The 837-nt window shown below is 52.8% G+C and carries 1 rRNA gene; it reads right to left on the bottom strand.

Annotation, left to right across the window (positions count from 1 at the left end):
- Positions 1–327 precede the first annotated feature (327 nt).
- Positions 328–837, bottom strand: a 16S ribosomal RNA gene (locus QP995_RS10785); the annotation flags it as partial.

The following is an 837-nucleotide window of genomic DNA, read 5'->3' as shown; positions in this document are numbered from 1 at the left end:
TTACAGAAAAACAAGATGCTCGCGTCCACTATCCAGTTCTCACACAACACCCACACACCACACACAAACCACCACAACAGCAGCCTGCCCGCAGCACGCAGCAACCTGTACAACAGGAACAACAACATGTGTCATCCCAGACACCCAACAGCGCACCAACAACCAACCAACACCAAAGGAAAGCACAAACGCTTAAAGTCATCACACGCACGCGCAGACCACCACTTCAGTGATCTAACCAGTAGGTGTTCCACCCAAAAAAACAAAAAATAGCCACACGCCACCAACACGATGACACATGACACAAAGAAAAAATAATCTCCTTAGAAAGGAGGTGATCCAGCCGCACCTTCCGGTACGGCTACCTTGTTACGACTTCGTCCCAATCGCCAATCCCACCTTCGACAGCTCCCCCACAAAATATGTTAGGCCACTGGCTTCGGGTGTTACCGACTTTCATGACGTGACGGGCGGTGTGTACAAGGCCCGGGAACGTATTCACCGCAGCGTTGCTGATCTGCGATTACTAGCGACTCCGACTTCACGGGGTCGAGTTGCAGACCCCGATCCGAACTGAGACCGGCTTTGCGGGATTAGCTCGCCCTCACGGACTGGCAACCCACTGTACCGACCATTGTAGCATGTGTGAAGCCCTGGACATAAGGGGCATGATGATTTGACGTCATCCCCACCTTCCTCCGAGTTAACCCCGGCAGTTTCTTACGAGTCCCCACCACAACGTGCTGGCAACATAAGACAAGGGTTGCGCTCGTTGCGGGACTTAACCCAACATCTCACGACACGAGCTGACGACAACCATGCACCACCTGTATACAA

The sequence above is a fragment of the Corynebacterium sp. MSK032 genome (assembly GCF_030232065.1).
Classification (GTDB): domain Bacteria; phylum Actinomycetota; class Actinomycetes; order Mycobacteriales; family Mycobacteriaceae; genus Corynebacterium; species Corynebacterium jeikeium_D.
The sequence above is the reverse complement of the archived record's forward strand: the minus strand, read 5'-3'. Positions and strand labels throughout refer to the sequence as shown.